We start from the raw sequence: 24,335 nt of genomic DNA on the forward strand, positions 1-24,335 counted from the left end.
ATCGCCGCTCGCCCTGCCCAAATTGACCGCTTCGGACTAGGCTGGGCGGCGTGCCGGACAATGTGGGGGGCCAGCCGTTGCCGGACGGCGAGGAGCCCGACAACCGCCACCACGGGGGCGCGGATGACGAGTTCGCCGCCGTGGTCTTCGACGAGGACTTCGTGCGTTCCGCCGAGGTTCACGAGCCGACTGCCGTCGAGCGGATACTCGCCGCCGCCCAGTCCCATGCCGAATCCGAGCCCCGACCGTACGAGGACGGGGCCGGGCACAGACCCGGTGCCGAGGGCCTCCCGCCGGGCGGCCTGCCGTACCCGACGGACTCGGGCTACGGCTATACCTCGGGTTACGGCTACGGCTACGACCATGAGTACGAGCACGGCTACGACCACGGGTACGCGTACGGCGAGGGTGCCGCCGACCAGGACGCCCACCGCCCGTACCGGGGCCACTCGCGCTGGCAGCGGCCGGTCGCCTGGGTGCTCGCGGTGGTGATGGGCATCGGCATGGTCGCCCTCGCCTTCACCGCGGTCTACCGGGGCGCCGCGTCCAGCCAGCGGCAGGAGCCGAAGCAGCCCCCCGCGACCACCGGCGTCGGGCAGACGCCGGAGGGGCTGGGCTCGCAGGGCGCCGCCGCTCCCGACGGGTCGTTTCCACGTGGCGAGCGGGTGGCCCCGGGGCCGGTGCCGTAAGCCGGTCGAGCCGGTGCCGTAAGCGGGTGCCGTAAACCGATCAGGCGGGCCGGAGCGTCAGCCGGTGCCGCGGGGTGCGCGGCCCCGGTGCGGACGGGTGAAGTTGCCGGGTCGGCACGCGTTTACAAGTGGCCGCGCGGACCTACCCTCTTGTTATGGCCGGGAGCGAGAAACCTCCGGAAGGCCCGTGGGAAGGGCCTTCGGGCGGCGGTGACGACGAGTACCGCTCGCTCGTCTTCGACGAGTCCTTCGTCGAGGCTGCCCGGCTCCAGGAGTACTCCGCGCAGGAGCGGCTGGCGGACGAGGAGCACGCGGCGGTGCGCAGCCGCCCCCGCCGGTCCCCGGGCAGGGGCATCGCCGCCCACACCTCGCGGCAGGGCCTCGTGCTGGTCCTGCTCATCGCGCTGGCCTTCGGCACCGCGATCTACATGGGCGTCCGCAACCCGTACCGCAGCCCCGGTGCCGCCCCCGCCCAGCCCATGCGGGTCGCCGTGCTGCCGCTGGCCCCCCAGGAGCGGGTGCCGGGCGCGACACCGGCCGACCTGTTCGAGCACAGCCCGGCGGCCGGGTTCGGGCACGGCGCGGACGGCGTCGCACTGCCGGACGCACACCGTACCGAGCACTTCTCCGAGAGCCAGGTGCTGGCCGCGCTCGCGGGCGCGAAGGACTACGTGGTGGCCAGCTCGCTGGACCCGGCCGTGCTCACCGGCGGCGCGGTCAGTTCGGTGCGCATCCTGCTCGACCCCGGCCAGCTCACCCAGTTCGACCAGAGCGTGGAGGCACCGCGGGACGACACGCGGCACGTGGCCACCGGCTGGATGGTGCGCTTCGACGCGTCGCAGGTGGCGCTGGCCGGGCGGGACATCCGGGCCAGCGGCACCTTCACCGTCGAGGAGGCCGGGCCGGACGCCCTGGAGGTCACCGCGGACCACGTCTTCGTGTACGCCGTACGGCCCGCCGCCGGGGACACGGGCAGTGCCTCGCTCTTCACCGTGCGCCGCGAGGTGCGCTTCCACTTCGAGCGGAGCGATCTGCGGGACCACCAGCTGAGCGTGGAGCAGGTGAGCATGCGGGCCGGGCCGATGGCCTGCTCGGCCGACTCCGCGAGCGCGCTCAAGCCCCTGACGGCGGGGGAGCGGGCCAAGGAGGGTGCGCCCGCCGGGACCGATCCCTACGCGAGGGACCAGTCCCGCAGGTCGATGTGCGGGGTGCTGGCGGACTCGGCCCAGCCCCGGCCGGCCCACCCGGCGCGGGCGGGGTGACCGGCGCGGCGGGCTGACCGGCCGCGAGGCCCGGCCCGCCCGCCCGGCGCGGTCCGCCGGTCAGCGCGCGTCGGGGCCGCGGTCGCTCTCGCCGCCGCCGTCGGTGCCGCCGTTCCCGTTCCCGTTGCTGCTCCCGCCGCCGGCAGCCTTGCCGCCGCGGTTCCCGGTGAAGGTGTCGCGCAGCTTGCCGCCCAGGTCCCCGGCGCCGCCCGCGATGTCCCGCACGAGGGTCGCCAGCGGGTCCTTGCTGGACTTCATCGTCTCGGCGTAGTGGCTCGCCGACTGCTTGAAGGAGTCGGAGACCGAGGAGTCCTTGTCGTCCGCACGCCGGTCGTAGTGCCCGTCCATGATCCGCTGGTAGTCGCGGCTGGCCGCCCACTTGCGCAGCTCGGCGGCGCGCACCGTGGTGAAGGGGTGGCTGCGCGGCAGCACGTTCATGATCTTCAGCACGGAGTCGCGCAGGTCGCCGCCCTTCTCGTACTCCTCGGCCTGCTTGAGGAACGAGTCGACGTTCATCTCGTGCAGGTGGTTGCCGCCCGCCAGCTTCATGAGGCCGCGCATGGACGCCTGGAGATCCTGGCCCACCAGCAGCCCCGCCCGGTCCGCGGACAGCTCCGACTTGCGGAACCACTCGCGCAGGGCCGTGACGATCGCCATGATCGCGACGTTGCCCAGCGGAATCCAGGCGACCTTCAGCGCGAGGTTGGTCAGGAACAGCAGTATCGTCCGGTAGACCGCGTGCCCCGACAGCGCGTGGCCGACCTCGTGGCCGACGACCGCGCGCATCTCCTCGTCGTCCAGCAGCTCGACCAGGCCGGTGGTCACCACGATGATCGGCTCGTCGAGCCCGATGCACATGGCGTTGGGGTACGGGTCCTGGTTGACGTACATCGGGGGGACCTTCTCCAGGTCCAGTATGTAACAGGCGTCCCGCAGCATTTCGTGCAGATGGGCGAACTGCTCGTCGCTCACCCGCACGGAGTCGGAGAGGAAGAGGAGCCGCAGGCTGCGCTCGGGAAGCAGTGCGCTGAGGGCCTTGAAGACTGTGTCGAAGCCGGTCAGTTTGCGCAGCGCCACCAGGGCGGAGCGGTCGGCCGGGTGCTCGTACGCCCGCGAGGAGATCCCCGGGAACCGGCGCCTGTCGCGGCCGGGCAGGTGCTCGGTGTTGTCCGTACCGTCGTTGGTCATGTCCTACTCCCCCACGTCGACTGGACTGCCCACAGTAATCGGTGCGGTCCCGGGGTGCGGCAGACCGTATCCGGGTTGCGACAACCGCGCGCGGCGGGCGGTGCGGCCCAGACGCTGCGGCGCTCCGCGCGCGGCGGGCCGGGAACTGGCCGGTGCCGAGGCCCGGTTCGCGGAGCGGACCCGGTGGCACGCGGCGGCGGGGCGCGCACGGAGGACGAGTCGGGGTGGGGCCCTCCGGTACGCACGCATACGATGTGGCGCAGCAACGTTCGCATCCAGTATCCCCGCCCGCACTCATGGATAGGTCCAGCCGACGATGACTCTGATCAGCTCCGCGCACGACTCCCTCGTTGCCGTCGCTTCCGGTGGGGAGCACGGTGGCGAGCACGAGAGCCTCAACCCCTTCGTCACGGGCGGCGGCGCGCTGCTGGCCCTGCTCCTGCTGTTGTGGATCACCACCCGCTTCAACCGGGACCGCTGAGCCGCGCCTCCGGCGTGGCCAGCTAGCGGCTAAGGTCGGCACGCATGGGAGAGCACATAGTGCCCGGCACCGGCACCGGGGGCGGCACCGCCACCGGGAGACGCCGGCTCGGTGTGATGGGCGGTACCTTCGACCCCATCCACCACGGCCACCTCGTCGCCGCCAGCGAGGTGGCGGCGCGGTTCGGCCTCGATGAGGTGGTCTTCGTGCCGACGGGCCAGCCGTGGCAGAAGAGCCATCAGAAGGTCTCCCCGGCGGAGGACCGCTATCTGATGACGGTGATCGCCACCGCCTCCAACCCGCAGTTCTCGGTCAGCCGCAGCGACATCGACCGCGGCGGCCGTACGTACACCATCGACACCCTGCGCGACCTGCGCGCCGAACACCGGGACGCGGACCTCTTCTTCATCACCGGCGCGGACGCGCTGGCCCAGATCCTGACCTGGCGGGACGCAAAGGAGCTGTTCTCGCTCGCCCACTTCATCGGGGTGACCCGGCCCGGGCACACGCTGACCGACCCCGGGCTGCCGGACGGCGGGGTCTCGCTCGTCGAGGTGCCGGCGCTGGCGATCTCCTCGACCGGCTGCCGGGCGCGGGTGGAGAACGGCGATCCGGTCTGGTACCTGGTGCCCGACGGTGTGGTGCGCTACATCAGCAAGAGGCAGCTGTACCGGGACGGGGCGGAGGGAGCGGCATCGTGACCGAGGGCTACGGGTACGACCCCTACGGTCAGCAGCAGCCGCAGATCCTCGGCTACGACGAGTACGGCCAGCCGATCTACCAGCAGCAGCAACAGCAGCCGTCCGTGCCGGAGCCGGGCTACCCCTCGTACGACGGGTACCAGCAGCCCTACGCCCCGTACGTCACGGAGAGCGGGCAGCAGCCGCCGGTGCCGGACCCGTACGCGGACCCCCAGCAGTACCCGGGCCACCAGCAGTATCCGGAGCAGCAGCAGTACGCGGAACCCCAGCAGTACGCGCAGCCGCAGCAGTACCCGGCGCAGGGCCCGTACCAGGCGCCCTACCAGGATTCGTACGCCACCCCGTACCAGGACCCGTACGCCACGGGCCCCCACCCCGGTCAGCCCGAGCAGACCGGCCCGCTGCCCCGGCAGGAGCAGGCGGGCTACGGCTACGACGCCTACGACCCCTACGGCGCGGCCACCGACACCGGTGCCCGGGTGCCCCGGCAGGCGCAGCCGCCGCCGGCCGAGGGGCAGGCGCCCGAGCAGCGGGTGCCCGGGCAGTACGCCCCGGAGCAGTACGCGCCCGAGGAGCCGTACGCCCCCGAGCAGCAGACCGCGCCGGACCCGCAGGCCGCGCCGGAGCACGAGCCGGGGACGGCGTACGAGACGGAGCAGTTCGCGTTCGTCGAGGAGAAGGCGGACGACTCCGAGGACGTCATCGACTGGCTCAAGTTCACCGAGAGCCGCACGGAGCGGCGCGAGGAGGCCAAGCGGCGCGGCCGTACCCGCAAGAGCCTGCTGATCGTGCTGCTCGTCCTCGCGCTGCTGGGCGGTACGGGATACCTCTGGTCGGCCGGGAAGCTGCCCGGCGTCGGCGGCGACTCCGACACCGAGGAGAAGGCGGCGGGGGCCAAGCGCGACGTGCTCGTCGTCCATCTGCGCTCCACCGAGAACGACGAGAGTTCGACGGCTCTGCTCGTCGACAACGCCACCGCGAAGCAGGGCACCACCCTGCTGCTGCCGAACTCGCTGGCCGTCGCCACCTCGGACGGCGGCACCACCACGCTGGGCAAGTCCGTCGAGAGCGAGGGCGCCACCCCCACCAGGGACGCCCTGAACACGCTGTTCGGTGCGGACATCCAGGGCACCTGGCGGCTGGACACCCCGTATCTGGAGATTCTCGTGGACTCCGTCGGCGGCGTCGCCGTCGACGCGGACGCCACCGTGCCCGGGCCGAAGAAGGGCGACGACCCGCTGGTGCGGCAGGGCAAGGCGCGGACGCTGGACGGCCAGGCGGCTGTCGCCTACGCGACCCACCGCGGCGGCGACGAGGCCAGGACCAAGCAACTGGCCCGCTTCGGGCAGGTCATGCACGCGGTGCTGAAGAAGGTGTCGAGCGACAAGGGCGCGGCGACCAGCACGGTGGAGTCGCTCGGCCAGATCCAGGACCCTTCCCTCTCGGAGGAGTCGCTCGGGGCGACCCTGGCCCAGCTCGCGGAACTCGCCAAGGACGGCGCGTACGACACCCGGCTGCTGCCCGTCCAGCGCGACGGCACGCTGAGCGCGACGACCAGCGACGGCATGGTCAAGGACGTGCTCGGCGGCACCGTCAAGAACTCCGATCCGGACGCGGCCCCGCAGGTGCGGGTGCAGGACGCCAGCGGCGTCAAGGGCGCGAACACCGCCGCGCAGGCGGCCCTGGTCAACGGCGGCTACTCGGTCGTCGACGGCGGGGAGGCGGCCACGCAGGCGAAGTCGCGGGTGAGCTACGCGGACGGGAAGCACAAGGCACAGGCCGAGGAGGTCGCCAAGACGCTCGGGCTGCCCGCCGGCGCGGTGCGCAAGGGCAAGGCCGCCGGGAACGCGGACGTGACGGTGGTACTGGGCGGCGACTACAAGCCGTGACCGCAGGTGGGCGGGTGCGGCGCCGCTCCGGCGGTGCCGCTCCGGCGATGGGGAGGAGGGGGTACGGCGCGGCGTGAGATCCTTGGTACTGCCGCGTACGCACGGCCGGGCGCCGTATCTCCGTCCGGGCGGGCGCCCCCGCGTCCCTGACTCCGATCGAAAGCATGGCCTGTGACCGCCACCGACCGTTCCACCGAGCTGATCAACGCCGCCGGGCAGGCAGCCGCCGACAAGCTCGCGCACGACATCGTCGCCTACGACGTGAGCGAGGTCCTCGCCCTCACCGACGCCTTCCTGCTCGCCTCCGCGCCCAATGACCGTCAGGTCAGGTCCATCGTGGACGCCATCGAGGAGCGGCTGCTCAAGGAGCACGGCGTGAAGCCGGCGCGCCGCGAGGGCGAGCGCGAGGGGCGCTGGGTCCTGCTGGACTTCGTGGACATCGTCGTGCACGTCCAGCACACCGAGGAGCGCGTCTACTACGCGCTGGAGCGGCTGTGGAAGGACTGCCCGGAGATCGAGCTGACCGAGGACGCCAAGGCCACCCGGGGCAAGGGGGCTGCGTACGAGGAGGAGGCCCAGTGAGCCGGGGCCGCCGAGTGGTGCTCTGGCGCCACGGCCAGACACCGTGGAACCTGGAGCGCCGCTTCCAGGGCACGACGGACATCGCGCTCAGCGAGGTGGGCATCGCACAGGCGCGCCGCTCCGCGCGGCTGCTGGCGAGCATGAAGCCGGATCTCATCATCGCCTCCGACCTGCTGCGCACGGTCGCCACCGCGGCCGAACTGGCCACGCTGACCGGCCTCACCGTCACGCACGACGAGCGGCTGCGCGAGACGTACGCAGGTGCCTGGCAGGGGCTGACCCACGAGGAGATCATCGAGCGTTTCGGGGAGCAGTACGAGGCCTGGAAGCGCGGCGAGCCGGTGCGGCGCGGCGGCGGCGAGCTGGAGACCGAGGTCGCCGACCGGGCCGCCCCCGTCATCGAGCAGGCCGTCGAGAAGCTGCCGGACGAGGGCACGCTGGTCGTCGCCAGCCACGGCGGGACGATACGCACCTCGATCGGCCGGCTGCTGGGGCTCGAGCCGCACACCTGGGAGGCGCTCGGCGGGCTGTCCAACTGCTGCTGGTCGGTGCTGGGCGAGAGCCTGCGCGGCTGGCGGCTGCTGGAGCACAACGCGGGCACGCTGCCGGAGCCCGTACTCGGCGACGACGACTGAGCGGGCGGGGCGGGCGGGGCGGACGGGCCGGCTCCTCCGTCCCGTGGGGCGGGCCGATTTCTCAATCGGCCCGGTCACCGGTTACGATTCTTCTCGTTCAAGGCGCCGCGGACACCTCGTCCGAGGGGCCGGGAGCGCGGGGCTATAGCTCAGTTGGTAGAGCGCTTGCATGGCATGCAAGAGGTCAGGAGTTCAATTCTCCTTAGCTCCACAAGCAGCACACCGCATCACCGTGCCGATCCCGCCTCCTGTGGAGGCGGGATTTTTGTCAGCTTCGCCCGGCTCTCCTCGTCGCTGGGTGTGTAGACGACGATCCGGGCCTGCGGCAGGCCGTTCACGGACAGCGACACCGAGGTCATCCGGATGATCCCCACCGCCGAGTGCCGGAAGGTCTTCAGCCGCGGCCCCGGCGGCACCACATCGCCGTTGGCCCACATCCGGGCGAACTCCGGGCTGATGTCCGAGAGCTGACGGATGAACGACTCCCAGGCGGGTACGCCCAGATGCCGCCCGTACGCGCTGCGCAACGTGGCCACCATCACGGGCAGTTCGTCTTCGCGGCAGACCAGCGGGCAGTCGGCGAGGTCGGTCGTGAACAGCGTCCACAGCACGTTGAACGGGCGGGGCACGCCGTCGGGTATCCGGAAGAGCCTGTGGTAGGACGAGTTGGTGGCCAGGACGTCGTACCGGCAGTTGTAGATGACGGCGGGCAGCGGGACCATCGCGTCGAGCACGCCCTGGAGTTCGTCGCTGACCTCGGCGGTGTGCGAGACCTGCTCGGGGGCGAAGGGCACCTCGGCCAGCTGGTAGAGATGCTCCCGCTCTGCCCCGTCCAGCCGCAGCGTCCTCGCCACGGCGTTCAGCACCTGGGCACTGGCGTTGATCGGGCGGCCCTGCTCCAGCCACGTGTACCAGGTGACCCCCACCCCGGCCAGCTGGGCGACCTCCTCGCGCCGCAGGCCGGGCGTACGCCGCCGCGGCCCTGGCGGCATGCCCACGTCGCCGGGCGTGATCCGGGCACGGCGGCTGCGCAGGAACGCGGCCAGTTCGGGCCTGCGCCGCTGTGCTGTCATCGATGTCACCCCTTCATCGTCACGCAGACCGCCCGGCGGTGCCAGGTGCTGTCAGTACCCGTATCAGCGGGCTCTCGTTACGGGTACCACCTGGGGCGCAGGGTGAGGGCATGACCGAGACCCTCTCCTCGTCCGGCTCCTCGTCCGGCTCCTCGTCCAGACCTGTCTCCGGGGACGGCAGCCCTGCGGCAAGTAAAGAGGCCGCCACTGACATCCGCCGCGGCTGGGTGCTCTTCACCGTCCTGACCGGCCAGTTCATGGCGCTGCTGGACATCTTCATCGTCAACGTCGCGACGCCCACCATCCGTGCGGACCTCGACGCCTCCGGTGCCGCGCTCCAGATGATCGTCGCGGGCTACACGATCAGCTACGCGGTGCTGCTGATCACCGGCGCGCGGCTGGGCGCCCGGTTCGGCCACAGCCGCCTCTTCCTCCTGGGCCTGGCGGTCTTCACGCTCGCGTCGTTGGCCTGCGGACTGGCGGGCGGCTCCGGGCAGCTGATCGGCTTCCGCTTCCTGCAGGGCGCGGGCGCCTCGCTGATGATGCCGCAGGTGCTCAGCCTCATCCAGCTCACCTTCACCGGCCCGTCCCGCGCCCGCGCGCTCGGTGCCTTCACCGCCGTGATCGCGACCGGTGCGGCGGCCGGGCAGATCGTCGGCGGCGTCCTGGTCAGCGCCGACCTCTTCGGCGCGGGATGGCGTCCCGCCTTCCTGGTCAACGTGCCGATCGGCGTCTTCCTGCTGGTCCTGGGACCGCGGGTGCTGCCGCGCGGGGAGCGGGGCGGAAGCGGCGAGGCCCGTACGCGCGGTCTCGACCTGACCGGCCTGCTGCTGCTGGCCGCCGCCGTCTGCCTCTTCACCGTCCCGCTGGTGCTGGGGGAGGAGCAGGACTGGCCGCTGTGGTGCTGGCTGTCGCTGGCGCTGAGCCTCGTGGTGCTCGCGGTCTTCGTCTCGTACGAGCGGCGCCTCGCGCGGCGCGGCGGTGCGCCGCTGATCTCCCCCCGGGTGCTGGGCGCGCCCGGCATGCCGCTGGCCGTCGTCCGCACGAGCCTGGTGATGATGCTGAACGCGGGCCTGCTCTTCGCGCTCTCACTGCACCTCCAGGCCGGACTGGAGTACAGCGCGCTGCGCTCCGGGCTGATGTTCCTGCCGACCGCCGTCGCGTTCGGCGCGGTCGGGCTCTTCTGGCGGCGGCTGCCGGAGCGGCTGCTGGGGCCCGCCGTCCCGGCCGGGTTCGCCCTGGCGGGCGTCTCGTACGCGGGGCTGGGCGCGCTGTTGCGGGACGGCGGGGGCGGCGGGCCGGTGCTCTACCTCGCGTTCCTCGGCGTCGGCGTCGGGCTGGGCTTCGCCTACAGCCCGACGCTCACCCGCGCGCTGGGGTCCGTACGTCCGCAGGAGGCGGCCGACGCCAGCGGTCTGCTGACCACGGTGACGCAGCTGGGCATGCTCGTGGGGGTCGCCACTCTGGGCACCCTCTACCTCAACCGTGTCGAGGCGACCGGGTCCTCCGCGGAGGCCATCTGGGCGACCGGGATCGCACTCGCGGCGACGTCCGCGATCGGTGTGTTCGGGGGACTCGTACGACGGCGTGCGTGACCGGGGCTCCTGCCGGCGGGAAGAACGTGGCAGAATCGTGACGACGGGTAAAGGGGGTCGGGGCCGAGGGAGGCGCAGCAGCGATGCCGGCGATGTTCCTTCAGTGCCCCGCTTGCGGATCATCGAACATCGCCCAGGTGCTCGGCGACAATGGAGGCGTTTCCTACGTGTGCACGGCCTGCGGCCACAGCTGGAGCTGACTGATGGGCGCACACAGCCGGAAGTGCGACTGGTGTGGCAGCGGTACGCCGGTCGTCCGTGACATGGAGCCTGTCAACACCGCATTCCAGTACTGGTGCGAGGAGTGCGCGCGGGCGCTGATCATAAAGGGCGACCCGATCGAGACGTACCGTGAGCTGGACGGCGAGCCCATCTACGGCCGGTTGCTGGACGAGCACTGCACGCTGAAACGCTTCTACTCCTTCGCCACGGCCTGAGAACCCCTGCGGGCCGGGCCGGGAGCGGAATGATTTGGCGGAGTACCGCGGCGGGCGTGTACAGTAGGCATCGCCGCCGCGGGGACGCCGCAGGGAAACTGCCGAATCATTGACAGTGCCACCTTGCCTCCGTCTTTCGCGCGGACCAAATCTTGGGGCTATAGCTCAGTTGGTAGAGCGCTTGCATGGCATGCAAGAGGTCAGGAGTTCAATTCTCCTTAGCTCCACAGCGAAGTGAGAAGTGCCGATTCAAGAGGCGAATTCGAGCGGGCTGCCCGGTGCGGGTGGCCCGTTCGTCTTGCGTCGCTGCGTGTCGTCTTCCCTACGGGCGGTGCGGGCCCGTGCGGTACTCTGGCCGCATGCGTGCCGTACGCCTTCTGCTTAGCGAGCCGCGCTGAGACCTGTCGGCCCCCGGTGATCCGGGGCCGGACCAGCGCGGCGTCCCCTCCTGTGTGAGGGGATTTTTCGTTTTCCCGGAGCAGAGACGACCGATGGAGCCTTGAGGACGATGAGCGAGACGACGACCGCCGCCGAGAGCGCGGCACCCCATCGCTACACGGCGGCGCTGGCCGCCGACATCGAGACGCGCTGGCAGGACTTCTGGGACAAGCAGGGCACCTACGAGGCGCCCAATCCGGGTGACGGCGAGCTGGGCGGGGACGCGGAGACGGTCGCCAAGCCCAAGAAGTTCATCATGGACATGTTCCCCTACCCCTCCGGTTCCGGCCTGCACGTCGGCCACCCTCTGGGGTACATCGCCACCGATGTCACCGCGCGCTTCCATCGCATGACCGGCCACAACGTCCTGCACACGCTGGGCTTCGACGCCTTCGGGCTCCCCGCCGAGCAGTACGCGGTGCAGACCGGCACGCACCCGCGGGCCTCCACCGAGGCCAACATGGTCAACATGAGGGCGCAGCTGCGGCGCCTGGGCCTGGGCCACGACCAGCGCCGCTCCTTCGCGACCATCGACCCGGAGTACTACCGGTGGACCCAGTGGATCTTCCTCCAGATCTTCGACTCCTGGTACGACGAGGAGGCGCGGCGCGCCCGTCCTGTCGCGGAGCTGGTCGAAGAGTTCGAGACCGGGCGGCGCCACACGCCGCAGGGCCGAGCCCCCTGGCGTGAGCTGGACGCGGCCGGGCGCGCCGACCTGCTCGGCGAATACCGGCTGGCCTACGCCTCCGAGGCGCCGGTGAACTGGTGCCCGGGGCTGGGCACCGTGCTGGCCAACGAGGAGGTCACCGCCGAGGGCCGCTCCGAGCGCGGCAACTACCCCGTCTTCAAGGCCAAGCTGCGCCAGTGGAACATGCGCATCACCGCCTACGCCGAGCGGCTGCTGAACGACCTGGACGACCTGGACTGGCCCGACGCGATCAAGCTCCAGCAGCGCAACTGGATCGGCCGCAGCGAGGGCGCGCGGATCGCGTTCCCGGTGCACACCGCAGGGCCGGAGCCGTCGGGCGACGCGATCACCGTCTTCACCACCCGGCAGGACACGCTGTTCGGGGCGACCTACATGGTGCTGGCACCCGAGCACGACCTGGTCTCCCGTATCGTCCCCGACGCCTGGCCCGAGGGCACCCACGAGGCGTGGACGGGCGGGTACGCCGGCCCGGCGGAGGCGGTCGCCGCCTACCGGGCGCAGGCCGCCGCCAAGTCGGACGTCGAGCGGCAGGCCGACGCCAAGGAGAAGACCGGCGTCTTCACGGGCGCGTACGTCACCAACCCGGTCAGCGGCGAACAGCTGCCGGTCTTCATCGCGGACTACGTGCTGATGGGCTACGGCACCGGCGCCATCATGGCCGTACCGGCGCACGACCACCGCGACTTCGCGTTCGCACGCGCCTTCGAGCTGCCGATCCGGTGCGTCGTCGAGCCCTCCGACGACCGCGGCACCGACGCCGCGGCCTGGGACGACGCGTTCGTCTCGTACGACGCACACCTGGTCAACTCCGCCGGGCCGCGGATCACGCTGGACGGCCTGGGCGTCACCCGGGCCAAGGAGAAGATCACCGCCTGGCTGGAGGCGCAGGGCGTCGGCGCGGGCACCGTCAACTACCGTCTGCGCGACTGGCTGTTCAGCCGCCAGCGCTACTGGGGCGAGCCGTTCCCGATCGTGTACGACGAGGCAGGCATCGCGCACGCGCTGCCCGAGTCGATGCTGCCGCTGGAGCTGCCGGAGGTCGACGACTACTCGCCGCGCACCTTCGACCCCGACGACGCGCAGACCTCCCCCGAGACCCCGCTCTCGCGCAACGAGGAGTGGGTGAACGTCACCCTGGACCTGGGCCTGGGCGACGGACCGCGCAGATACCGCCGCGAGACCAACACGATGCCCAACTGGGCCGGCTCCTGCTGGTACGAGCTGCGCTACCTGGACCCGCGCAACGACAGCGCGCTGGTCGATCCGGCCGTCGAGCGGTACTGGATGGGCCCCCGCGAGGGCATGCCCAGCGGCGGCGTCGACCTGTACGTCGGCGGCGCCGAGCACGCCGTGCTGCACCTGCTGTACGCCCGCTTCTGGTCCAAGGTGCTCTTCGACCTGGGGCACGTCTCCTCCGCGGAGCCGTTCCACAAGCTGGTCAACCAGGGCATGATCCAGGCGTACGTCTACCGGGACAGCCGCGGCATCGCGGTGCCCGCCGCCGAGGTGGAGGAGCGCGACGGCGCGTACTTCCACGAGGGCCAGAAGGTCACCCGGCTGCTGGGCAAGATGGGCAAGTCGCTGAAGAACGCGGTGACGCCCGACGAGATCTGGGCGGAGTACGGCGCGGACACGCTGCGGCTGTACGAGATGGCGATGGGCCCGCTGGACGTCTCACGGCCCTGGGACACCCGGGCCGTGGTGGGCCAGTACCGCCTGCTCCAGCGGCTGTGGCGGAACGTCGTGGACGAGGCGACCGGCGAGCTGCGGATCACCGACGACGAGCCGGACGAGGCGACGCTGCGTGCCCTGCACAAGGCGATCGACGGCGTCCGGCAGGACCTGGCGGGCCTGCGCTTCAACACCGCCATCGCCAAGGTGACGGAGCTGAACAACCACGTCACCAAGGAGCGCTCGGTGCCGCGCCCGGTCGCCGAGGGGCTGGTGCTGCTGATCGCCCCGCTGGCGCCGCACGTCGCCGAGGAGCTGTGGCACAGGCTGGGCCACGAGTCGTCCGTCGTGCACGAGGATTTCCCCGTCGCCGATCCGGCGTACGTCGTCGACGAGAGCGTGACCTGCGTCGTCCAGGTCAAGGGCAAGGTCAAGGCGCGGCTGGAGGTCGCCCCGTCGATCACCGAGGAGGAGCTGGAGGCCCTCGCGCTGGCGGCGCCGCCGGTGGTCGCCGCCCTGGAGGGTGCGGGGATTCGGAAGGTCATCGTGCGGGCGCCCAAGCTGGTGAACATCGTCCCCTCCTGAGGTCCTTCCTGACGTCTCCTACGGGCGCGGCCAGGGTGCGGTCCGGGTGCTGCGGAACCCCGGGCCGCCCCCGGCCGTTTAGGCTGGGAGTTCCAGGTGCGGCCACGGGCGGCAGACGTGGCGAGGGCAGTGCCGGCACCAGTACCAGGGACATGGCAAGGGCAGCGCAAGGGCAGCGGGAGTCATCGCCGCCGTCGGACGAAGGAGCACGGGGTGGAATTCGTCATCGCCGTACTGGCTCTGCTGGTCGTGCTGTGCGTGACGCTGGGCGTGGTGGCCGCGGTGCGGACGGTGCGCGCGGTCAAGCGCGGCGTGGAGCGTACGGGTGCGCAGGTGCGGCGGACGGTCGAGGAGACCTCGCTGAAGGCCCGGACGGTGCAGCCCGGCCCCGTCGGCGAGGTCGCCCGGGTCCGGATGGAGCTGCGCTCCTCCATCGACAGCACGCGCCGCGCGCTGGAGGCCGGTGCGGAGAGCGATCCGTCGCTTCGCGAGGCGCTCGGGCTGCTCGACCGGCTGCACGACCATGCGCGGCAGGTCGACGGCGAACTGCGGCTCCTGATGGAGCGGGAGCCCGACCGCGTCCGGATCACCGAGCGGCTGCCGGAGGTGCGCAAGCGGGTCGACACCATCCGGGAGTCGGCCGATTCGCTGCGCTTCGCGGCGCAGGACCGCGCCCAGCAGTTCGACGCGGAGGGGCTCGCGTCGCTGCGGGAGCAGATCGAGATCGAGTCGGGTGCGCTGCGCTGGCAGACCCCGGCGGGCGGCATCGCGCCGGCGGCCGAGCCTGAGCGCGCCGGGGTGGAGCCGGCCGGAGCGGAGCGGGCCGCGGTGGAGCCGTCGGCGGACGGCGCGCGGCCGAGTCTGGAGAAGCCGGGGGCGGGGTTCTCGGGAGCGTCGGGGCCTTCTGGGGCGTCGGAGTCCTCGGGTGCGGCGGAGCCGGGCGGCTCAGGCTCGTCGGGGGAGCGGGACGGGCAGCAGGAGAAGCTGGAGGAGCCGGGCGGTCCGGCGGCCTCCTGACCGCGCTGCGGCGGCCCTTCGACGGCGGCCCGCAGACCGGCGCGGCCTGCCGCGGACGGACGTCCGGGCCTGCGCTCCCCACCGGGTACGCCGGGAGATAACCTCCAGTCCATGTCCCGCCATGTCGCCATCGTCACTGACTCCACGGCCTATCTGCCGCAGGAGGCACTGGAGGCGCACGGCATCCGCTCCGTGCCGCTGACCGTGGTGCTCGGTGACGAGGCGCTGGAGGAGGGCGCCGAGATCTCCGCCCGCTCGCTGGCCGAGGCACTGCGCCGGCGGCGGCCCGTGACGACCTCGCGGCCGAGCCCCGCGACCTTCGCTGCGGCGTACCGAGCGGCGGCCGAGGACGGCGCGCGCGCCGTCGTCTCCCTGCACCTGTCGGCGGAGTTCTCGGGCACGTACGACGCGGCGCTGCTCGCGGCTCGCGATGCACCGGTGCCCGTGCGGGTCGTGGACACGGGGATGGTCGCGATGGCGCTGGGCTTCTGCGCGCTCACGGCCGCCGACGTGGTGAGCGCGGGCGGCGGCGCCGAGGAGGCGGTGGCCGCCGCTGTGAAACGGGCGGAGCGCACCTCGGCGTACTTCTATGTCGACACGCTCGACTATCTGCGCCGGGGCGGCCGGATCGGCGCGGCGCAGGCGCTGTTCGGCTCCGCCCTGGCGGTCAAACCGCTGCTCGAACTGGCCGAGGGCCGGATCGCCATGCTGGAGAAGGTACGTACGGCCTCCCGCGCCATCGCCCGGCTGGAGGAGATCGCGGTGGAGCGGGCGGGCGAGGCGCCGGTGGACATCGCGGTGCACCATCTGGCGGCGCCGGAGCGGGCGGAGAAGCTGGCGGAACGGCTGCGCGGGCGCGTGCGGGGGCTGGTCGACCTGCATGTGAGCGAGGTCGGCGCGGTCATCGGTGCGCACACCGGGCCGGGGCTGCTGGGCGCGGTGGTCTCGCGGCGCTGACCGGAGCGGCGGGTACCCGGAGCTGCGGGTGCCCGGACGGGGCGGCGGCCGGGTGGCGGGGTTATGCACAACCGGCGAGTTATCCCCAGAAAACGAGCAAGATCATTTGATGCGGCGGGAGTTCCGTACCGTCGCTCGGCATGACCACGCGATCACGACACGACACCGTTCGACCGAGTCACCGTGCCCCTGGCCACCGTGCTCCTGGCCGTCGTGCGCCGGGGAGGGGCGTACGCCGCCGCGCGCGTGCGGCCCCGACGGGTGGCGGGCCCGTAGCCGTCGGGCCCGCTCCCGCTCCCATGCCTGCCCCTGTGTCGCGTCGCGCGGCGGCGCTGTTCGCTCCGGCGCGGGCGGCCGGGGGCGAGCTGGGCGCCCCGCACGGCTCGGGAGGCTCCGGTCCGTCGTCCGCGTCACCGATCGGCGGCCGGGCAGGCGGCCGTGGCGGTACCGGCAGCCCGGAGACTCCCGCACCCGGCGGTCTCATCTTCGCCGACCGGCCGCAGGGCGGCGCGGCGGCCGGTGCCCGGCCCGTCGCCGCTGCGGGCATCGTGCTGCCGGGCGGTCCGCTCGCGGGAGCGCGTCCCGTCCGCCGCGCGGTGGGCCGGGGGCGGGGGGCACCGGAGGGCCGCGCGGCACCCGCAGCGGGGGCGCCTGACCCTCTCGTGCCGGCCGAGGGCGTCCTGCCCCGCGACGCGGCGGTCTCGGCCGCCCGCGCGGCGGTGCGGGACAGCCGCCGGGGGCGGGCCCGCACAGCCCGGCCGTACGGCACCCGGCCGGGCGGCGGGCGCGGCGGCGGCCCCCGGGAGGGCGCACCGGTGGCCGACCGTACGCCGTCGTCCACGTGCCTCGGCGGGCCGGACCGCCCCTTGGCGCGGGTGCCGCTGGGCGCGCTGCGCGGCCCCGGGGCGCGCGGTCAGGGCGACGCGAGCGAGGCCACGGTGCCCGTGCCCGTTCCCGTGCCTCCGGCCGTGCCGGCCCCCGTACCGTCCCCGGAGGGGCAGGACCGTGACGGCGGCGACCGTGACGGCGGCGCGGACGACGCCGGCGGCGCGGACGCGGGCGGTACCAGTCCGGAGGGTTCGCCACGCGGGCGGCGGGGCCGGGCGGTGCGGGAGCGGCTGCCGCTCTGGCTCCAGCTCCGGTGCGGGGTGGAGCCGAAGACCCTGGCCGCCTTGGCCGTCGTCCTCCTGGTCGCCGTCGGTTTCGCCGTCCAGCACTTCTGGACCGGACGGCCCCAGTCCGTGGGCGCGCCCCCGGCCCTCGGACCGGATTCCTCCCCGACTCCGTCGGACCGGGCTCCGGGCTCCCCGGGCTCTCCGGTTCCGGCCGGTCCCGGCGGCGCGGACACGGCCGCTCGTACCGGTGCGCCGGTCACCGTGGACGTGGCAGGCAAGGTCCGGCGGCCGGGTATGCGCACCCTGCCCCAGGGCTCCCGGGTCGCGGACGCCCTCAAGGCGGCGGGCGGCCTGCGGCCCGGCACGGACACCGCGGGGCTCAACCAGGCACGGCTGCTGGTGGACGGCGAGCAGATCGTGGCGGGCGCGACCCCGCAGCCCGGCGCGGCGCCCGGTGCCGGGACGCCCGGAGCGGCGCCGGGCGGCACCGCCGCACCGGCGGCGGGTGCGCGGATCAGCCTCGGCTCCGCCACGGCGGCCCAGTTGGAGACGCTGCCAGGGGTCGGCCCCGTGCTGGCGCAGCACATCATCGACTACCGCACCCAGCACGGCGGATTCCGCTCCGTCGAGGAACTGAACGAGGTGAACGGCATCGGGGAGGCGCGGTTCGCCGAGCTTGCCCCACGGGTCGGCCCGTGACCGGCGGGGCGTCGACAGCGCCGCGCCCCCGCCCTCGCAGGGGCGTGCATCTGGCGTCCCGCAGCGGTCTGGGTGCCGCCGAGCCCCGCCAGGAGGGGCCCGCCGACCTGCGGTTGCTCCCGCCCGCGCTCGCCGCCTGGGCGGCGGCCGCGCTGGCGCTCGGTGCTTCGGGCGGGGCGGTGGCGGCTGCGGTGGCCGTGGCGGGATGCGCCGCGCTGGCCGCAGTCCTGCTCGCGGTCCGTTGCGGCGGGGACCCCGCCGCTCCCGGCGCCGCCGCGGCTGCCCGTACGGCAGCTCCACCGGGGGGCCGCGGTCCGGGCCGCGGGCGGCGCCTGCTCGTCGCCGCGGCGACCACGCTGCTCTGCGCGTCCGCCGCCGCCGCGTCCGCCGCGCTGCACGCCGCCGACGTGAGCCGGGGCCCCGTCCCGGAGCTGGCCGCCGCACACGCGCACGGCACGGTGGAGGTGACCGTCACGGGCGATCCCCGCCTCACCCGTCCGCGGGTGCACGGCCCCCGCCGCTCGCCGCGGCTCGTCCTCGTCCCCGCCGAGGTCGGCCGGGTCGCGGCGGGCGGCGAGGACACCGGCGGGCTGCGCGCGCCCGTCCTGCTGATGGTCACCCCGCCGGAAGCGGGCGGAGCGTCCGTACGGGCGGCCTGGCTGCGGCTGCTGCCGTCCACCCGGCTGCGTGCCGAGGCACGGTTCGCGCCGGCCGCGGGTTCCGGCCGCGGGGGGCGCGACCTGGCCGCCGTACTGCGCGTGCGGGACGCCGGGCGCCCGCACCTCGTCCGGGGCCCGAACGCCGCGCAGCGTGCGGCGGGTGAGCTGCGCAGCGGCCTGCGCGAAGCCAGCGACGGCCTCTCCGGGGACCGACGCGCTCTGCTGCCCGGTCTCGTCGTCGGGGACACCGCGCGCGTCTCCGAGGACCTCGAACGCGCCTTCCGCACCACGGACATGCTGCACCTGCTCGCGGTGAGCGGAGGCAACCTGACCGTCCTGCTGGTCCTGCTCATCGGCCCGCCGGGAATCGCCTCCCGGGCTGAACGGCGCGGGCTCGCACCCCGGATGGGCCTGCCGCTGCGCACGACGGCCGTGCTCGGCGGGCTGCTCGTGCTGGGCTTCGTCGTCGTCTGCCGCCCCGAGCCCAGCGTGCTGCGGGCCGCCGCCTGCGGGCTGATCACCCTTCTCGCGATCGGCACCGGCCGCCGCCGTTCGCTGATCCCCGCGCTGGCGGCGGCGGTGCTGCTGCTCGTCCTCTGGGACCCCTGGCTGGCGCGCGACTTCGGGTTCCTGCTCTCGGTGCTCGCCACCGGCTCGCTGCTGACGCTGGCACCGCGGTGGAGCGCCGCGCTGCGCCGCCGCGGCGTGCCCGGCCGCCCTGCCGAGGCGCTCGCGGCAGCGGCGGCGGCGCAGGCGGCGTGCGCACCGGTGGTCGCCGTGCTGGCCGCGCACGTCAGCCTGGTCGCCGTCCCGTGCAACCTGCTCGCCGAGTTCGCCGTCGCCCCCGCCACCGTGCTGGGGTTCGCCGCCCTGGGCACCGCGCCGTTCGCGCTTCCGGCGGCCGAAATGTTCGCCTGGCTGGCGGGCTGGCCCACCGCCGCCATCGCGGCCATCGCCCGTACGGGGGCGGCGGTGCCGGGCGCGGTCGTCGGCTGGCCGGATACCCTGCCGGGAGCCCTCCTGCTGCTGGTCCTCGTGGTGGCCGCCGCAGTGCTGGTGCCGCGGCTGCCGGGGCATCCGTGGCTGGCGGCTGTCTGCGTGCTGCTCCTGCTGCTCGCCCTGCTCCGGCCCGCGCCGTTCACCCGCACCCTGACCGGCTGGCCGCCGCCGGGGTGGCGGCTGGTGGTCTGCGACGTGGGTCAGGGGGACGCGCTCGTCCTGGCCGCGGGGGACGGCAGAGCCGTGCTCGTCGACACCGGCCCGGACCCGGGCGCCGTGGACGGCTGCCTGCGCGCGCTGGGGATCACGGCCATCCCGCTGTTGCTGCTCACCCATTTTCACGCCGACCACGTCGCCGGGCTCCCGGGGGCGCTGCGCGGCCGGGCGGTCGGGGCGGTGCAGACGACGGTGCTGGAAGAGCCCAGGGACCAGGCGGAGTTCGTGCGCCGCGTCGCGCGCCGGGAGGGCGTCCCGCTGATCCGGGCGGGGCCGGGCGAGCGGCGCGGCCTGGGCGGGCTCTCCTGGCAGGTGCTGTGGCCGGTCGGTGAGCGGCCGGCCGGGCGTGCGGAGGCGAACGACGCGAGCGTCACCCTGCTGGTGCGGACGGGCGGACTGAGCGTGTTCCTGCCGGGAGACCTCGAACCGCCCGCCCAGCGCGGCCTGCTGGCCGCGTACCCGGAGCTGCCCGAGGTGGACGTCCTCAAGGTCGCCCACCACGGGTCGTCCTACCAGGACCCCGCCCTGCTGGACCGGCTCAGCCCCCGTGTCGCCCTCATCAGCTGCGGTGCGGACAACTCCTACGGGCATCCGTCCCCGCGCACCGTCGGCGCGCTCCGGGACGGCGGGGCGGCCGTGCTGCGTACCGACACCTCCGGTGCGCTGGCCGTCACCGGCTCGGGTGAGCGGACTGCCGCGCACGCGGCGGAGGGGCGGTGACGGCCTCCCACGAAGCCATCGCGTACTCGGCGACCTGCTCCAGCTCCTGCCGGGAGGCGCCGTCCCGCGCCTGCACGGACATGCCCTGGAGAACGGCGGTGTAGAACGAGGCGACGGCGGCGGTGTCGGTGCCCGCCGGGAGTTCGCCCTCCCGGACGCCCTGCTCGAGCCGGGCTGCCAGGTCCTCGACGCCGCTGCGGCGCCACTCCGCGAGATGGTCCCGGGCGGCGCTGTTGGACGGTGAGCAGTTCGTCGCCGCGAGCACGATCATGCAGCCGCTGGGCCGGTCGCTCTCGGTGTAGGCCCGCGCGTTCTCCCGGAGCACCGCCGCGACAGCGGCGCACGCGGTGGTCTCCTCGGTGAGCGCGCGGGTCACCGGATGGCCTTCCGTAGCGTCGTAGAGCGCGACGGACTCCCGGAAGAGCTGCTCCTTGGAGCCGAACGCCGCGTAGAGGCTGGGGGAGTTGATGCCCATCGCCGTAGTGAGGTCCGTCATGGACGTGGCCTCGTAGCCGTACTGCCAGAACGTCTCCATGGCCCGTTCCAGGGCTGTGGCGCGGTCGAAGCTTCTGGGGCGCCCGCGTGCTGCCATGCTGTGCCACCTCTCATTCTGTGCCGCTCGTTAAATATATCTCTTGACGGCCGGGGGTGACCCGTGTGAGCATTTCTGTGTTGATCGACACAGAATCGAGGCTGGGAGCGACATGAGCGGACTGCTGGGCAAGACGGCGCTGGTTACCGGGGGCAGCAGGGGAATCGGTGCGGCCATCGCCGTGCGCCTGGCCAAGGAGGGCGCCGATGTCGCGTTCACCTACGTCAGCGCCACCGGCAAGGAGCGGGCGCGCGGTGTGGTGGAGCAGATCGAGGCGCTGGGGCGCCGGGGCGTGGCGATCGAGGCCGACTCGGCGGACCCCGTTGCGGTGACCGCCGCGGTGAACGACGCGGTCGCGAGCCTGGGGCGGCTGGACATCCTGGTCAACAACGCCGGGATCTTCCCCGCCGGGCCGGTCGAGGACGTCACCCTGGAGGAGCTGGACCGCACCCTGGCCATCCACGTGCGCGCGGTCTTCCTCGCCGTTCAGGCCGCTCTGCCGCACCTTCCCCAGGGGAGCGGGCGCATCGTGAGCATCGGCAGCAACCTCGTGGATCACGTGCCCTTCCCCGGCATCGTGCTGTACACGATGAGCAAGTCGGCGATCACGGGCCTGACGAAGGGGCTGGCGCGCGAGCTGGGCCCCCGCGGTATCACTGTCAACGTCGTCCAGCCCGGTTCGACGGACACAGAGATGAACCCGGCCGACGGTCCGGAATCCGACGGCGAGCGCGCGATCACCGCGCTGGGCCACTACCTCGACCCGGCGGACGTGGCGGGCACCGTCGCGCATCTCGTGGGCCCGGACGGCCGCTACATCACCGGAACGGCGATCACGGTCGACGCGGGGACGAACGCCTGATTCTCAATCCTGGACGTGTAGTATCCAGAATATGAGGATGAGCAAAGGAGTGGAGTGGGCGCTGCACTGCTGTGTGAACCTGTCCTGGCTCGGCCCGGACAGGGCAGCGCCCATTGCTCGCCTGGCGGCCCTCTACGACCTGCCCGCTCCGTATCTCAACAAGCAGATGCAGGCGCTCGTCCGTAGCGGGATCGTCTCCTCCGTCTCCGGTCCGCGAGGCGGGTTCCAACTGGCCCGCCAGCCGGCCGCGATCACGCTGATGGACGTGGTGACGGCGATCGAGGGCCCGGAGCCCGCTTTCCGCTGCACCGAGATCCGCCAACAGGGGCCGTGGGGTGCGGACCCGGAGAGCTTCCGGCTGCCCTGCCTCATCGATCAGGCCATGCGCCGGGCGGATCTCGCCTGGCGCGCGGAGTTGGCGGCCCAGTCGCTCGAGGACATCAGGCGCGATGTGCGGCGGAGCGTGCCCGACCTCCCGGACCGCACCAGACGGTGGTTCGCGGACGCCGGATGCTGACCTCGACCTCACTGCTGATACCGACGCGAAGGAATCCGAGATGGCGCACTCCCTCACCAACCCCGACGCTCTGCACGACCCCGTGAGGTTCGGGTACAGCCATGTGGCCAGTGCCCCGTCGCCCGACGTCGTCTTCGTCGCGGGCCAGTACGCCTCGGACGCCGAGGGAGAGGTGGCCGAGACCGACTTCGCCCGCCAGGTCGAGCTGTCCTTCGCGCACCTGGGCACCGCGCTGGCCGCGGAGGGGCTGGAGTTCCGTGACGTCGTCCGGCTCGGTACGTACATCACGGACCACGACACCACCCGGCTGGCCGTGCTCGGTGCGGTCATCCACCGGATCTGGGGTGAGCGGCCCCCCGTCCAGACCCTGATCGGTGTGGCCTCGCTCGCCCTGCCCGGCATGCAGTTCGAAGTCGACGCGGTCGCCGTCCGTCCCTGACGGCCCGCCCCCTGACCGGCCCGTCCGTGACCGCTCCCCCCAGCCGCTCACGGGCGGGTCAGCACAACTGCGCGCTCTGGCCGCCCGTGCAGGAGAGATGGCCGTGGGTGCGGATGATGTTCTGGGCGCCGCCGTCGGACAGATAGCCGAGGAACTCGGAGGCCAGTGAGTCGGCGGGCGGATTGCGGTAGGTGTAGGCGTACTCGACCGAGTGGAACGGGTAGCGCCCCTGGTTGACGGCCGTCACCGTGGCCTGGTGGCCTGCCAGCGCCAGCGTCGTGACGCCCTTCGCCTTGTCCGCCGCCTGCACCTCCGCGTAGCCGATGGCGCCCTTCACCTCGCCGACGGTCTCCAGCACCTGCCGCGTGCGGCTGCGCTCGCAGCGCAGCACCTGGGCGCGGGGATCGTCCTGGTGCACGCAGTCCTGGGACGAAGTCGCCTCCTCATGGCCCCGGTTGAGCACGCTCCGCTCGAAGATGCTCCGGGTGCCCGAGTCCGAGGTGCGGCTGACCAGCCGGACGGGCACGTTCCTGCCGCCCAGGTCGCGCCAGTTGCGGATCTCGCCGCGGTAGAGCCGCTGCACCTGCGCGGGGGAGAGGTCGGTGACCCCGGCCGAGTCGTTGACGACCATGGCGAACACGGCGACCCCGACCGGGATGCCCCGCAGCTCCGGCTGGCCGGTCGCCTCACCGTCGGACACTGCGATCATGGCCGGTGCCCCGCCCGCGGTGTCCTCGCCCGCGCGCGCCAGTTCGCGCAGCCCCTGCTGGCTTCCGTCGGCGCTCACCCGCACCGTCGCCCCCGTGCAGTCGGCCTCGTACGCGGCGCCGATCTCCTCCAGGGCCGGGGCGAAGGCGGTCGACCCGATGAGGGTCAGCTCGCCCGACGCGCAGCCGATCGGAGTGGCAGGCCCTTCGTCGCGGTTCGCCCACAGCAAGGTCTGCTGGACCCCGACGAGCAGCACCAGGAAGACCACCACGCCGAGCAGCAGATTGCTGGGCCGCGGCTGCTGCCTGTTGCGTTTGATGCTGCCCTCGTTGATGGTGCCGCTGAGGGTGACCTTGCCCCCGACGCCGGAGCCGGACAGCAGCACGAGCAGTTTGAAGTGGTGGCCCTTGTTCAGCGGCACCTTGGGGATGCGGATCTTGTTGCCCTCGTGGCTGAGCCCCCGGTCGGGAGTCAGACTCTCCACCAGGTCACCGGGGTTGGGCTCGGTGACGGCCACCCCGGTGACGGTGCGCCCGGCGAAGGTGACGGTGAGCCCGTCCGTCTCGTAGCTGTTCTGCCCGATGCCCTTCATACCGTCGTTCTCGATGCGGAGCAGGACGAGCGAGGCGTCGGACATCTCCGGGGCCTCGTCGAACAGCCCGAGCCGCACGTCGGCCTGCCCGCTGCTGGTGTCGCCCCCGACGGCCGTGTCCATCTGCACGCGGTAGCCGATCCGTTTGAGACCCGGGATCAGCCGCTCGTACGCGAGCACGGCGACGGTGACGATCACACCCGCGCTGCCCAGTATGTTCTCGGCGTTCAGCCACTCCACGGATGAACCGTACGAACGCTCGAACCCCTTCGGGGGCGTTGTCCTCGAGGTGTCACCAGAGGTTCACC

At 73.0% G+C, this 24,335-nt stretch carries 21 protein-coding genes and 2 tRNA genes; 19 read left to right on the forward strand and 4 right to left on the reverse strand.

The features are described from left to right. Positions 1-50: 50 nt before the first annotated feature. Positions 51-689: an SCO2584 family spore wall biosynthesis protein gene (locus H299_RS31720; RefSeq protein WP_051262031.1), complete on the forward strand. Its 639-nt coding sequence runs from the start codon at positions 51-53 to the stop codon at positions 687-689. A gap of 155 nt (positions 690-844) precedes the next feature. Beyond that, positions 845-1,951: an SCO2583 family membrane protein gene (locus tag H299_RS0102245; protein ID WP_027747078.1), complete on the forward strand. Its 1,107-nt coding sequence runs from the start codon at positions 845-847 to the stop codon at positions 1,949-1,951. A gap of 60 nt (positions 1,952-2,011) precedes the next feature. Here H299_RS0102245 and H299_RS0102250 read toward each other — a convergent pair whose 3' ends face one another. Then, entirely contained in the window at positions 2,012-3,139 is a 1,128-nt protein-coding gene (locus tag H299_RS0102250) for a M48 family metallopeptidase (RefSeq protein ID WP_027747079.1), read from the reverse strand. A gap of 316 nt (positions 3,140-3,455) precedes the next feature. On the opposite strand from H299_RS0102250, the gene H299_RS39815 reads away from it, so the two are divergent. The 6 genes from H299_RS39815 to H299_RS0102280 all read left to right on the forward strand — a co-directional run bounded on the left by H299_RS39815 (position 3,456) and on the right by H299_RS0102280 (position 7,638). Next, positions 3,456-3,620 (forward strand): hypothetical protein, encoded by a 165-nt coding sequence (locus H299_RS39815; RefSeq protein ID WP_037757269.1) that lies wholly within the window; start codon positions 3,456-3,458, stop codon positions 3,618-3,620. A 44-nt stretch (positions 3,621-3,664) separates the two neighbouring features. After that, the gene (gene nadD / locus H299_RS0102260; RefSeq protein WP_027747080.1) at positions 3,665-4,321 is read left to right on the forward strand and encodes a nicotinate-nucleotide adenylyltransferase; all 657 of its coding nucleotides are present in this window, start codon (positions 3,665-3,667) and stop codon (positions 4,319-4,321) included. Next, positions 4,318-6,210, forward strand: a complete 1,893-nt coding sequence (locus tag H299_RS0102265) for a LytR C-terminal domain-containing protein (protein WP_027747081.1) — start codon at positions 4,318-4,320, stop codon at positions 6,208-6,210. Before nadD ends, H299_RS0102265 begins: the two co-directional genes overlap by 4 nt. A gap of 171 nt (positions 6,211-6,381) precedes the next feature. Beyond that, positions 6,382-6,792, forward strand: a complete 411-nt coding sequence (rsfS, locus tag H299_RS0102270; RefSeq protein ID WP_027747082.1) for a ribosome silencing factor — start codon at positions 6,382-6,384, stop codon at positions 6,790-6,792. Beyond that, positions 6,789-7,427, forward strand: a complete 639-nt coding sequence (locus H299_RS0102275; protein WP_027747083.1) for a histidine phosphatase family protein — start codon at positions 6,789-6,791, stop codon at positions 7,425-7,427. The genes rsfS and H299_RS0102275 overlap by 4 nt, the downstream gene beginning before the upstream one ends. A 138-nt stretch (positions 7,428-7,565) precedes the next feature. Then, positions 7,566-7,638: transfer RNA gene (locus H299_RS0102280), tRNA-Ala, on the forward strand. A gap of 16 nt (positions 7,639-7,654) precedes the next feature. Here H299_RS0102280 and H299_RS0102285 read toward each other — a convergent pair. After that, positions 7,655-8,500, reverse strand: coding sequence for an MmyB family transcriptional regulator (locus H299_RS0102285; RefSeq protein ID WP_051262032.1), 846 nt, complete (start codon positions 8,498-8,500; stop codon positions 7,655-7,657). A 110-nt stretch (positions 8,501-8,610) separates the two neighbouring features. On the opposite strand from H299_RS0102285, the gene H299_RS0102290 reads away from it, so the two are divergent. The 8 genes from H299_RS0102290 to H299_RS0102325 all read left to right on the forward strand — a co-directional run bounded on the left by H299_RS0102290 (position 8,611) and on the right by H299_RS0102325 (position 20,317). Further along, a complete protein-coding gene (locus H299_RS0102290) occupies positions 8,611-10,095 on the forward strand; it encodes an MFS transporter (RefSeq protein WP_078512389.1) in 1,485 nt (494 codons plus the stop codon). 203 nt (positions 10,096-10,298) lie between these two features. Continuing rightward, the gene (locus H299_RS0102295; RefSeq protein WP_027747086.1) at positions 10,299-10,532 is read left to right on the forward strand and encodes a hypothetical protein; all 234 of its coding nucleotides are present in this window, start codon (positions 10,299-10,301) and stop codon (positions 10,530-10,532) included. A 154-nt stretch (positions 10,533-10,686) separates the two neighbouring features. After that, positions 10,687-10,759 (forward strand) — tRNA-Ala (locus H299_RS0102300). 281 nt (positions 10,760-11,040) lie between these two features. Further along, the gene (gene leuS / locus H299_RS0102305; protein WP_027747087.1) at positions 11,041-13,935 is read left to right on the forward strand and encodes a leucine--tRNA ligase; all 2,895 of its coding nucleotides are present in this window, start codon (positions 11,041-11,043) and stop codon (positions 13,933-13,935) included. 213 nt (positions 13,936-14,148) lie between these two features. Continuing rightward, positions 14,149-14,952, forward strand: a complete 804-nt coding sequence (locus tag H299_RS31730) for a hypothetical protein (protein WP_486587120.1) — start codon at positions 14,149-14,151, stop codon at positions 14,950-14,952. Positions 14,953-15,063: 111 nt separating this feature from the next. Continuing rightward, positions 15,064-15,909: a DegV family protein gene (locus H299_RS0102315; protein ID WP_027747088.1), complete on the forward strand. Its 846-nt coding sequence runs from the start codon at positions 15,064-15,066 to the stop codon at positions 15,907-15,909. 311 nt (positions 15,910-16,220) lie between these two features. Next, on the forward strand, positions 16,221-17,723 hold the full coding sequence (locus tag H299_RS37940) for a ComEA family DNA-binding protein (protein ID WP_486587121.1): 1,503 nt from the start codon (positions 16,221-16,223) through the stop codon (positions 17,721-17,723). Between the two features lie 44 nt (positions 17,724-17,767). After that, positions 17,768-20,317, forward strand: coding sequence for a ComEC/Rec2 family competence protein (locus H299_RS0102325; RefSeq protein ID WP_027747090.1), 2,550 nt, complete (start codon positions 17,768-17,770; stop codon positions 20,315-20,317). Here H299_RS0102325 and H299_RS0102330 read toward each other — a convergent pair. Next, positions 20,268-20,909 carry a TetR/AcrR family transcriptional regulator gene (locus tag H299_RS0102330; protein WP_027747091.1) on the reverse strand — a complete coding sequence of 214 codons (642 nt, stop codon included), beginning with the start codon at positions 20,907-20,909 and terminating at the stop codon, positions 20,268-20,270. The two genes, H299_RS0102325 and H299_RS0102330, sit on opposite strands and share 50 nt — an antisense overlap. 112 nt (positions 20,910-21,021) lie before the next feature. Between H299_RS0102330 and H299_RS0102335 the strand changes: the two genes are divergently transcribed. Genes H299_RS0102335 through H299_RS0102345 form a run of 3 tightly spaced genes read left to right on the forward strand, consistent with a single transcriptional unit; the run spans position 21,022 to position 22,727 of the window. Then, positions 21,022-21,771 (forward strand): SDR family oxidoreductase, encoded by a 750-nt coding sequence (locus H299_RS0102335; RefSeq protein WP_027747092.1) that lies wholly within the window; start codon positions 21,022-21,024, stop codon positions 21,769-21,771. 37 nt (positions 21,772-21,808) lie between these two features. Beyond that, the gene (locus H299_RS0102340; protein ID WP_027747093.1) at positions 21,809-22,288 is read left to right on the forward strand and encodes an RrF2 family transcriptional regulator; all 480 of its coding nucleotides are present in this window, start codon (positions 21,809-21,811) and stop codon (positions 22,286-22,288) included. 40 nt (positions 22,289-22,328) lie between these two features. Next, on the forward strand, positions 22,329-22,727 hold the full coding sequence (locus tag H299_RS0102345) for a RidA family protein (protein WP_027747094.1): 399 nt from the start codon (positions 22,329-22,331) through the stop codon (positions 22,725-22,727). A gap of 58 nt (positions 22,728-22,785) precedes the next feature. Here H299_RS0102345 and H299_RS0102350 read toward each other — a convergent pair whose 3' ends face one another. Further along, a complete protein-coding gene (locus H299_RS0102350) occupies positions 22,786-24,267 on the reverse strand; it encodes a substrate-binding domain-containing protein (protein ID WP_027747095.1) in 1,482 nt (493 codons plus the stop codon). Positions 24,268-24,335: the final 68 nt, after the last annotated feature.

Source organism: Streptomyces sp. CNH287, assembly GCF_000424825.1.

Coding starts and splice junctions, on each gene's coding strand:
- H299_RS0102330 (WP_027747091.1), bottom strand. CDS start 20,909: ATGGCAGCACGCGGGCGCCCCAGAAGCTTCGACCGCGCCACAGCCCTG.
- H299_RS0102250 (WP_027747079.1), bottom strand. CDS start 3,139: ATGACCAACGACGGTACGGACAACACCGAGCACCTGCCCGGCCGCGAC.
- H299_RS0102285 (WP_051262032.1), bottom strand. CDS start 8,500: ATGACAGCACAGCGGCGCAGGCCCGAACTGGCCGCGTTCCTGCGCAGC.
- H299_RS0102245 (WP_027747078.1), top strand. CDS start 845: ATGGCCGGGAGCGAGAAACCTCCGGAAGGCCCGTGGGAAGGGCCTTCG.
- H299_RS0102290 (WP_078512389.1), top strand. CDS start 8,611: ATGACCGAGACCCTCTCCTCGTCCGGCTCCTCGTCCGGCTCCTCGTCC.
- H299_RS0102335 (WP_027747092.1), top strand. CDS start 21,022: ATGAGCGGACTGCTGGGCAAGACGGCGCTGGTTACCGGGGGCAGCAGG.
- H299_RS39815 (WP_037757269.1), top strand. CDS start 3,456: ATGACTCTGATCAGCTCCGCGCACGACTCCCTCGTTGCCGTCGCTTCC.
- H299_RS0102345 (WP_027747094.1), top strand. CDS start 22,329: ATGGCGCACTCCCTCACCAACCCCGACGCTCTGCACGACCCCGTGAGG.
- nadD (WP_027747080.1), top strand. CDS start 3,665: ATGGGAGAGCACATAGTGCCCGGCACCGGCACCGGGGGCGGCACCGCC.
- leuS (WP_027747087.1), top strand. CDS start 11,041: ATGAGCGAGACGACGACCGCCGCCGAGAGCGCGGCACCCCATCGCTAC.
- H299_RS0102315 (WP_027747088.1), top strand. CDS start 15,064: ATGTCCCGCCATGTCGCCATCGTCACTGACTCCACGGCCTATCTGCCG.
- H299_RS0102340 (WP_027747093.1), top strand. CDS start 21,809: ATGAGCAAAGGAGTGGAGTGGGCGCTGCACTGCTGTGTGAACCTGTCC.
- H299_RS0102295 (WP_027747086.1), top strand. CDS start 10,299: ATGGGCGCACACAGCCGGAAGTGCGACTGGTGTGGCAGCGGTACGCCG.